Source organism: Arthrobacter sp. 210 2 (assembly GCF_059093025.1).
Genome location: NZ_JBNHIE010000022.1, coordinates 1 through 8,648, shown reverse-complemented (window position 1 = coordinate 8,648; position 8,648 = coordinate 1). Strand labels below are relative to the sequence as shown.

8 protein-coding genes and 1 tRNA gene are annotated in these 8,648 nt (G+C 67.0%); 6 read left to right on the top strand and 3 right to left on the bottom strand.

What is annotated here, in order from left to right:
* Positions 1-97 precede the first annotated feature (97 nt).
* Entirely contained in the window at positions 98-844 is a 747-nt protein-coding gene (locus AC5RWA_RS21520) for a phosphoglyceromutase (protein WP_494059003.1), read from the bottom strand.
* A 156-nt stretch (positions 845-1,000) separates the two neighbouring features.
* Between AC5RWA_RS21520 and AC5RWA_RS21515 the strand changes: the two genes are divergently transcribed.
* Positions 1,001-1,846 (top strand): class I SAM-dependent methyltransferase, encoded by an 846-nt coding sequence (locus AC5RWA_RS21515; RefSeq protein ID WP_494059002.1) that lies wholly within the window; start codon positions 1,001-1,003, stop codon positions 1,844-1,846.
* 94 nt (positions 1,847-1,940) lie between these two features.
* Here the strand turns inward: AC5RWA_RS21515 and AC5RWA_RS21510 are convergent, their stop codons facing one another.
* Positions 1,941-2,294, bottom strand: a complete 354-nt coding sequence (locus AC5RWA_RS21510) for a DUF2516 family protein (RefSeq protein WP_079598284.1) — start codon at positions 2,292-2,294, stop codon at positions 1,941-1,943.
* Between the two features lie 9 nt (positions 2,295-2,303).
* Positions 2,304-3,494 (bottom strand): trans-sulfuration enzyme family protein, encoded by a 1,191-nt coding sequence (locus tag AC5RWA_RS21505; RefSeq protein WP_494059001.1) that lies wholly within the window; start codon positions 3,492-3,494, stop codon positions 2,304-2,306.
* Between the two features lie 119 nt (positions 3,495-3,613).
* On the opposite strand from AC5RWA_RS21505, the gene tmk reads away from it, so the two are divergent.
* The 5 genes from tmk (at position 3,614) to AC5RWA_RS21480 (ending at position 8,615) form a co-directional block, all read left to right on the top strand.
* Positions 3,614-4,312 (top strand): dTMP kinase, encoded by a 699-nt coding sequence (gene tmk, locus AC5RWA_RS21500; protein ID WP_494059000.1) that lies wholly within the window; start codon positions 3,614-3,616, stop codon positions 4,310-4,312.
* Positions 4,309-5,451, top strand: coding sequence for a DNA polymerase III subunit delta' (locus tag AC5RWA_RS21495; protein ID WP_079598287.1), 1,143 nt, complete (start codon positions 4,309-4,311; stop codon positions 5,449-5,451). The genes tmk and AC5RWA_RS21495 overlap by 4 nt, the downstream gene beginning before the upstream one ends.
* 20 nt (positions 5,452-5,471) lie before the next feature.
* Positions 5,472-7,037 carry an alpha/beta hydrolase gene (locus AC5RWA_RS21490; RefSeq protein WP_494058999.1) on the top strand — a complete coding sequence of 522 codons (1,566 nt, stop codon included), beginning with the start codon at positions 5,472-5,474 and terminating at the stop codon, positions 7,035-7,037.
* 105 nt (positions 7,038-7,142) lie between these two features.
* Positions 7,143-7,215 (top strand) — tRNA-Thr (locus AC5RWA_RS21485).
* Positions 7,216-7,436: 221 nt separating this feature from the next.
* Positions 7,437-8,615: a phospholipase gene (locus tag AC5RWA_RS21480; RefSeq protein ID WP_494058998.1), complete on the top strand. Its 1,179-nt coding sequence runs from the start codon at positions 7,437-7,439 to the stop codon at positions 8,613-8,615.
* The last annotated feature ends 33 nt before the right edge of the window (positions 8,616-8,648 follow it).

Genomic DNA, 8,648 nt, shown 5'->3' with positions numbered 1-8,648 from the left:
CTACACGCACAAAACCATCTGGCACACAAGAATCGTGGCCGGTGTTGGGCCGGTCATGGGTTGTGCTCCCCTCCCGCCGTCGTCATAACGCGAAGTCTTACTTCTTGCCCTGGTTCGCGACGGCCAGGATGGCCTGTTCGGCAGCTTCGGGGTCAAGGTAGGTGCCGCCCCGCTTGATGGGCTCGAAGTTTTCGTCCAGGTCGTACACCAGCGGGATGCCGGTGGGGATGTTCAGGCCGGCGATGGCTTCGTCGCTGATGCCATCGAGGTGCTTGACCAGCGCGCGCAGTGAGTTGCCGTGGGCGGTGACCAGGACGGTCCTGCCGGCCTTGAGGTCTTCCTTGATGTCCGATTCCCAGTACGGCAGCAGGCGGACCAGCACGTCCTTCAGGCACTCGGTCCGGGGAAGGGCATCCCCGAGTCCTGCGTAACGGGGATCGTGGGCCTGGGAAAACTCGGAGTTGTCATCCAGGGGCGGCGGCGGGGTGTCGTAGGAACGGCGCCATTCCATGAACTGCTCCTCGCCGTACTCCGCGAGCGTCTGTGCCTTGTCCTTGCCCTGGAGGGCGCCGTAGTGGCGTTCGTTCAGGCGCCAGTCGCGCTTGACCGGGATCCAGCCGCGGTCGGCCTTGTCCAGGGAGATGTTGGCCGTGTTGATGGCCCGCTTCAGGAGGGAGGTGTAGAGCACGTCCGGAAGGATGTTGTTCTCCACCAGGAGCTCGCCGCCGCGTGCTGCTTCCTCGCGGCCCTGGTCGTTCAGGTCAACGTCCACCCAGCCGGTGAACAGGTTCTTGGCGTTCCATTCGCTGTGGCCGTGGCGCAGCAGAATCAGCTTGTAAGTCATGATTTTCATCCTAGCCGAGCGCCGTTGCCGCCCGCCCAGCGTTACAAAGCGATGCCCGGGTGGCTCCGCCTAAATGCAACGCGGAGTCACATAATGCCCCTTCCAGGCGGATTACAGGGCCGGGAGTGACCCCGCCCTGCAGGATAAGGTGGGGCGGTGGTGCAAAAGGCTGAACGGGTGACCGCCCCGCAGATTACCGGCCGGAACGCGGCCGGCAGGCAGGGCAGGCCGGTGGGCAACGTGACCCGCGGCACCACCAATCCCAACCGCATGCGCCGCCTTGACCGCTGGCTCACCGGGCCGCAGGCCTGGCGCCTCCGCTCCGCTGCCGACCCGCTGGTAGTGGACCTGGGGTACGGCGCCACCCCGGCCACCGCCGTCGAACTTTATGAGCGGCTGTCCGCCGTCCGCTCCGATGTCCGGGTCTGCGGCATCGAGATCGAACCGGAGCGTGTACGTGCTGCCCTGCCCCTCCAGCGGCCCGGACTGAACTTCCTCGTGGGCGGCTTTGAGCTTCCCGTGCCGGGCCAGCCGGTCCTGGTGCGCGCGTTCAACGTGCTGCGGCAGTATGAGGAGGCGGACGTGGCGGGGATCTGGCGGCTGGTGCAGGACCGCCTGTCGGCTGACGGGCTGTTTATCGATGGCACCTGCGATGAAATCGGGCGGCGGGTGACGTGGGTGGCGCTCGACCGCAGCCGGCCCTTGTCGCTCAGCGTGTCCGTCCGGTTCGGGAGCTTCGAGCTGCCGTCCGAGGTGGCCGAACGGCTGCCGAAGGCGCTGATCCACCGCAACGTTCCCGGCGAGCCCGTCCACGCCCTGATGCAGGCGATGGACCGGGCGTGGCTGGAATCAGCACCCCTGGCGTCGTTTGGTAACAGGCAGCGCTGGCAGGCTATGTGCCGGGCGTTGCGCGACGCGGGCTGGCCGGTCCAGGACGGACCGGCGCGGTGGCGGCTCGGGGAGCTGACGGTGGGCTGGGAAGCAGTGGCGCCGCTGGCCTAAGTGAACCGGTGGGCGGCCCACGCCGGCAGGGTTGGGGGGCCCACGCCGGCAGGGTTCCCTGGGCGAGCTTGCGAGCCGAGGGAGCCGGTGGGGATTACCAGGGGCCGTAGGGGCCCATGTTGCGGGTGCCCCCGCGTCCGGCGTCCTTCACGGCGGGCCGTACGTCGGCGAGGTACACGGACGCGGCGACTACCGCGGCCAGGCCGAAGAGGCCCAGCGTGCCGAAGAAACCGCCGCCGCTGCCGAACATTGAGATGACACCGACCAGGGCGGCTCCGCCGGTCAAGGCGAGCCAGAATGTCTTGGTCCTCTTGCCGGTTGCCTCGAAGGCATTGGCCCGGTGCCGGGCGCAGTCGGCCACGGCCCACAGCTCAAGGCCCAGTGCCACCAGGGCAAGGATAAAGAACACTGCCTGCTCAACAGGCCGAATAATCAGTTCACCGTCCACAAGCCAAGCCTAGCCTCCCAGCGTGTCCAGCGCCTGCTTCAGGTCCGCCCAGAGGTCTTCGACATTTTCGATGCCCACGCTCATGCGGACCAGGTTCTCCGGCACGCTGACGGGTTCCGCGGCATGCCGGCGCCTGCGTTCGATGAGGGACTCGACTCCGCCGAGGGAAGTCGCCGGGAGCCACAGCTCCAGGGCACGCACAAGCTTGTCCGCGGCGTCGGCACCGTCCAGGCCCGCGACCGGTGCAATGTGGACGCAGATAATGGACCCGAATCCGGTCATCTGTGCTTTGGCCCGTTCGTGTCCCGGATCGGCGGGAAGCCCCGGGAACCGGATGAAGTCGATGCGCGGATGCGTGCTGAGCCGTTCCGCCAGGATCATTGCGGACTGCTGCGACCGTTCCACCCGGAGTGCGAGCGTCCGCAGGCCCCGCAGTGCCAGCCATGCTTCGAAGGGACCGGCAATGGCGCCATGGATGGTCCGGTTGTGGAGCAGCGCGGAGCGCATGTCGAGGTTGGAGGTCACCAGGGCCCCGAGGACCACGTCGGAGTGGCCGGCCAGGTATTTGGTCACCGAGTGGAGGACGACGTCGGACCCCAGTGCCAGCGGCTGCTGCACCAACGGGGTGGAAAAGGTGTTGTCCGTGACCACGATGGCTCCGGCGGCATGGGCCGCGGCCGTCAGTGCCTTGACATCGGCGATGCCCAGCATGGGGTTGGTGGGGCTTTCCAGCCACAGCATGGCGGCAGGCCGGGCCCCGGGTCCGGCGGGTGCAAGGGCTTCCTTGACCGCGTCGGTGTCCGTGATGTCAACCGTCCGGAGTTCGATGAACCCCTTTTGCGCCAGTTCAGCAGCCATCACCAGGGTTCCCGAGTAGCTGTGGGTCGGCATGACCAGCACTCCCCCGGCGGGGATCAACGACAGGGCCGAACTGACAGCTGCAAGGCCCGAGGCGTAGAGGAGGCCCGGCAGTTCGGCGCCCTCCAGCTGGCCAAGCGCCTCTTCGAAAGGGTCCCAGGTGGGGTTGGAGTACCGCCCGTAGCCGCGGTCCCCCGGGCCCAGGGGGCCGGTACCGAAGTAGGTCGAGGAGAGGACGAGGGGCGGGTTGACCGGCTGGTCCCTTTCCCGCGGCGGACGTCCCGCCGCAACCACAAGTGTCTCTGAAGACAGGGCAGCCGCCTGTTGTTCGGAAAGGCTCATGGTGAAAGCGTACTTGTCCAGCGGACATGCCCCGGAAAGGCGTTACCGGGGCCACCCGGGCTGTCCACAGGCGCCCCGCCCGATCGGAGAAAGTCCATGGGGGTCGGTAGGCTTGTGGGGTGAACAAACAAGGGGCCGGACTTTTCATCGCGTTTGAAGGCGGCGATGGTGCCGGCAAGTCGACGCAGGCTGCCCGGCTTGCAGACGCCCTTGAATCCCGGGGACTGACAGTGCTGCGTACCCGCGAGCCGGGCGGGACGCCCATCGGCGAGAAGCTGCGTTCCCTGGTCCTTGACCATGGCCACGGCGAAATTGACGCCCACACTGAGGCGCTGATTTTTGCGGCGTCCCGCGCCGCCCATGCCACCCAGGTGATCCGGCCGGCGCTGGAGCGCGGCGAGATTGTGCTGACGGACCGCTACCTTGATTCCTCTGTTGCCTACCAGGGCGCCGGACGCGATCTGGGGAAGGACGCCGTAAGGGCCCTGAACGAGTGGGCCACCTCCGGCCTGCAGCCCCACCTCACCGTCCTGCTGGATGTTGACCCGGCAATGGGACGGCAGCGCCGGACCGCCGGTGACGCCGCCGAGGACCGGCTGGAATCCGAGGCGGACGACTTCCACGGCCGGATCAGGGAAGCCTTCCTCGAGCTGGCCGGCAGCCGCCCCGCTTCCTACCTCGTGCTTCCCGCGCATCTGCCCGTCGGCGAGCTGGCCGCGGCGATCCTCACGCGGGTGGACGCCCTGCTGGCCAGCCCCGAGGTGGCCCCCGTTGGCGCGGGCCCCTCCGCGGGCGACCACGGCGGTGGCACCCCATGACCGTGTGGGATGACCTCCAGGGCCAGTCCGCCGTCGTCGAGCAGCTGCGCCAGGCGTCCAGCGGCGAAGCCCTGACGCACGCCTGGCTGTTCACCGGCCCGCCGGGCTCCGGCCGCTCGAATGCCGCCAAGGCCTTTGCTGCGGCTTTGAACTGTGACCAGGAGGATGTGCGCCTGCGCGGCTGCGGCGAATGCCCGGCCTGCCTGACGATCCTGGGCGAAACCCATTCGGACGTGACCTTTGTGCGGACCGAAAAGGTCACCATCACCATCGACGAGGCACGTGAGCTGGTGGCCACCGCGGGGAACCGGCCCTCCGCAGGACGCTGGCGCATCATTGTGGTGGAAGACGCGGACCGGATGGCGGAGCGCACCACCAACGTTCTGCTCAAGGCAATCGAGGAGCCCACCCCGCGGACGGTATGGATGCTGTGCGCGCCCTCCCCCGCGGATGTGCTGGTCACCATCCGCTCACGCTGCCGCAGCGTGGCGTTGCGGCTGCCGCCGGCCGCCGATGTTGCCGCGCTTCTGGTCAAGCGCGACGGCGTGGACCCTGAGCTCGCGGAACGGGCCGCCCGCGCCGCGCAAAGCCACGTGGGGATCGCACGCCGGCTGGCCAGGGATGCGGCAGCGAGGGAACGCCGGCTGGAGACTGTGAGGTTTCCGCTCGGGCTCCGGGGCGTCACCGCTGCAGTCATGATGGCGGACAAGCTGGTGAAGATCGCCACCGCCGAGGCGAACAGCTCCAATGAAGAGCGCGACGCCGCCGAAAAAGCCGCGCTGCTGGCCACGCTCGGCGCACCCGAGTCCGGCACCCTCCCGCCGGCCATGCGAAGCCAGCTGAAGCAGCTGGAGGACGACCAGAAGCGCCGGGCGAAGCGTTCCATCACGGATTCCCTGGACCGCACACTGACGGACCTGCTGTCCTTTTACCGGGATGTGCTGATTATCCAGCTTGGGAATGCTGTGGAGCTGGTAAACGTTGAGCTGAGGAGTGAATTGGAGGAGTTTGCCAGCCGTTCCACTCCAGAAGCCACTCTTGCCCGGATGGACGCCATCAACAAAGCCCGCGAACGCATCACCACCACCAACGTTGCCCCGCTGTTGACAATTGAGTCCATGGCAGCCAGCCTGATCTAGCCCCCTTCCAAGGAGACCCGATGACTGCCCGCCCCCTGCCCGCACGCCACCGATCCCTGGTGGTCGGACTCCGTGCCGCCGGCGCCCTGGTTCTTGCCATGGTGCTGGCCTCGTGCAGCCTCCTCAACGGCGGCGACCGCAACCAGGAGACGGCCACCGCCAAGGCTGATCCTTCCATCGTGGCCTCTGCCCCGTCCGGGCTGGAGCAGTTTTACTCGCAGGAAGTGGTGTGGGAGCCCTGCGAGAATGAGTTCCAGTGCGCCAAGGTGACGGTGCCCATGGATTACGAGGATCCCGAGGGCGTCTCGATCCAGATTGCCGCGCTGAGGGCTCCCAGCACCGGCCGGAAAGCCGGGAGCCTGCTGGTGAATCCCGGCGGCCCCGGCGCCTCCGGTTACGACTTCGTCAAGGACGCGGCCGGCACCCACTTCTCGCAGACGGTCCGCGACGCCTACGACCTGGTGGGCTTCGACCCCCGCGGTGTTAAGCGCTCTTCTCCGGTGACCTGCCTGACCGATGCCGAGCGGGACGCGGCCCGGGCAAAGATCTACGATCTTGAAACGGATGCCGGCCTGGCGGTTGCCCGCGCGGACAACAAGGCGATCGCGGACCAGTGCGTCGCGCAGACCGGCGAGGTGCTGGCGCATATCGATACCCAGAGTGCCGCGAAGGACCTGGATATCCTCCGGGCAGTGGTCAACGACAAGAAGCTGAACTACCTGGGCTACTCCTACGGGACGTTCCTGGGTTCCACGTATGCCTCCCTCTTTCCGGACAACGTGGGACGCATGGTGCTCGATGGTGCCCTGGATCCTTCCATCAGCAACGAGGAGCTGACCAGCGGCCAGGCCCGGGCCTTTGAAAAGGCCATCCGCGCCTACGTTGCCAGCTGCCAGCAGCAGGACGGGTGCCCGTTGAGCGGGGACGTCGACTCCGGCGTGCAGCAGATCCGCGACCTCATCGCCGCCGTGCAGCAGACGCCGCGCACGGCCAAGGACGGCAGGACCGTCAACGCCACGATGTTCGTCAGCGGACTCATCACCCCGCTCTACAACGACCAGAGCTGGCCGGCCCTGACCCAGGCCCTGGAAGCGGCAATGACCGGGGACGTCAGCCTCATGCTGCGCCTGGCCGACCTCGGTGCCGACCGGTCGTCCAACGGCACCTACTCGTCCAATTCGACCTTCGCCTTCAACGCAATCAACTGCCTGGACTACCCTATGGAGTCCGACCCCGCCGCGATGCGGGCGGAGCAGCAGCGCCTGATGCAGGAATCGCCCACACTGGGGTACTTTTTCGCGTACGGCGGCACGAGCTGCTCCGACTGGCCCTACAAGAACGTCCGGACCCCGGCACCGGTGGAGTACACCGGCGATTCCCCGATCGTGGTCATCGGCACCACCGGCGATCCCGCCACACCCGTCGAATGGGCCGCGTCGCTGCGGAAGCAGCTCGGAAATGCCACGCTGATGACGTGGGAAGGCGAAGGCCATACCGCCTACGGACGGTCCAACAGCTGCATCGAGGATCCGGTGGACAGGTACCTGGTAAGCGGCGAAGTGCCGGCCGACAACACGGTGTGCTGAACGCCTCAGCTGCCTGAGCGCGTCCCATTTTGACCCGGGCGCGGGGACTCTATTACAGTTGACTCTTGCATGAAGGGCCCGGTTTTCCCGGGGATTTCATGCGGTGCTTCCTTAGCTCAGTCGGTAGAGCGTTTCACTCGTAATGAAAAGGTCATCAGTTCGATTCTGATAGGAAGCTCGGGATAAACCCCCTATTGCCCCTAGTTTTAGGGCTTTGGGGGGTTTTTCGCTGGTTAAGCGGCGTCATCGGCCGAGGGCAGGGCGTCAGGTGTGCGGCCGGTTCCCAAAGCCATCAGAATCCCGACCGGTACCGTCCTCACCCTTTGCCCTCCGCAGTCGTAGGCTACTGGGTAGGCCGAATACCTCCTGGCCGGCCTCGGGTCCCGAAGGGAACGACGAGTGGACAGTACTGCTGGTACCTGGTTCTTGAGTGGCGCTGAGCGGGAACATGCAGCCACTAACGTGCACGCCGGCGGGTCCGGCTCACCGGCCTGGTCCGAGGGAAACCTCGTTCGGCCCCTGATTCACGGCGCCACCTACTTCGCCCGGCTGCATGAGGAGTTGTCGGCCCTTCAAGCGGGAGACCGTGTCTGGTTCACCGACTGGCGCGGCGATGGCGACGAGCGGCTGACGCCGGACGGGCCGGCGATCGGTGAGTTGCTGGCGGGATTAGCCCGGGCGGGGGTGGAAGTGCGGGGCCTGGTCTGGAGGTCCCACGGGGAGCGCGTGTCTGCCCCCATGAGCAACCTGTCCAACGAGCACCTCAGCCGCCAGATCAATGACGCCGGCGGCGAGGTGCTGCTGGATCAGCGGGTGCGCCTCTTCGGCTGCCACCACCAGAAACTCTTCGTCATCCGCAACCGTAATGACCCTTCGCGCGACGTCGCGTTCGTGGGCGGAATCGACCTTTCCCACAGCCGCCGGGACGACGCCGACCACGGCGGCGACCCCCAGGCGGTAGACATGGATCCCCGGTACGGGAAACAACCTCCGTGGCACGATGCCGCCCTCGAACTGCACGGCCCGGTTGTGGCAGATGTGCTACAGCTGTTCGCGGAACGGTGGGATGACCCGCATCCCCTGGACCGGCGCACACCCTACAGGATGCTGCTGCAGCGCCTGGCCGATATGCCCCGGCACCCCGAACCCCTGCCGGAGACTGCACCGCCGCCACCACCGGCAGGCCCCCACGCCGTGCAGCTGCTGCGCACCTACGGCGTGAAGCATCCGCCGTTCCCGTTCGCACCTGGCGGCGAGCGAAGCGTTGCCCTGGCCTACACAAAGGCTTTCTCCCTGGCCCGCTCCCTGATCTACATCGAGGACCAGTACCTCTGGTCGGCAGAGGTGGCAGCCGGCATCGCCTCGGCCCTGGAACGGAACCCCGGGTTAAAGGTGATCGCCGTCGTGCCCCGCTACCCGGACTCCGACGGTCCGCTGGGAGGGCCGCCCAAGCGGCTGGGGCAACTGCGTGCCATCGAAACGATAAGCCGGGCTGCGCCGGACCGATTCGGCGTGTGTCAACGGCAACTTAGAAATGACCGGTGGCGGCAGGTTGGTTTGCCCGTTGGCGGCAGGTGATTGACCGGTCGCGGCAAGTATTTTTGGACAGGG

What these genes read in the sequence shown, in the direction of transcription:
- AC5RWA_RS21520 (WP_494059003.1), bottom strand. Translation starts at nt 844, where the DNA reads ATGACTTACAAGCTGATTCTGCTGCGCCACGGCCACAGCGAATGGAAC.
- AC5RWA_RS21490 (WP_494058999.1), top strand. Translation starts at nt 5,472, where the DNA reads ATGACTGCCCGCCCCCTGCCCGCACGCCACCGATCCCTGGTGGTCGGA.
- AC5RWA_RS21505 (WP_494059001.1), bottom strand. Translation starts at nt 3,494, where the DNA reads ATGAGCCTTTCCGAACAACAGGCGGCTGCCCTGTCTTCAGAGACACTT.
- AC5RWA_RS21495 (WP_079598287.1), top strand. Translation starts at nt 4,309, where the DNA reads ATGACCGTGTGGGATGACCTCCAGGGCCAGTCCGCCGTCGTCGAGCAG.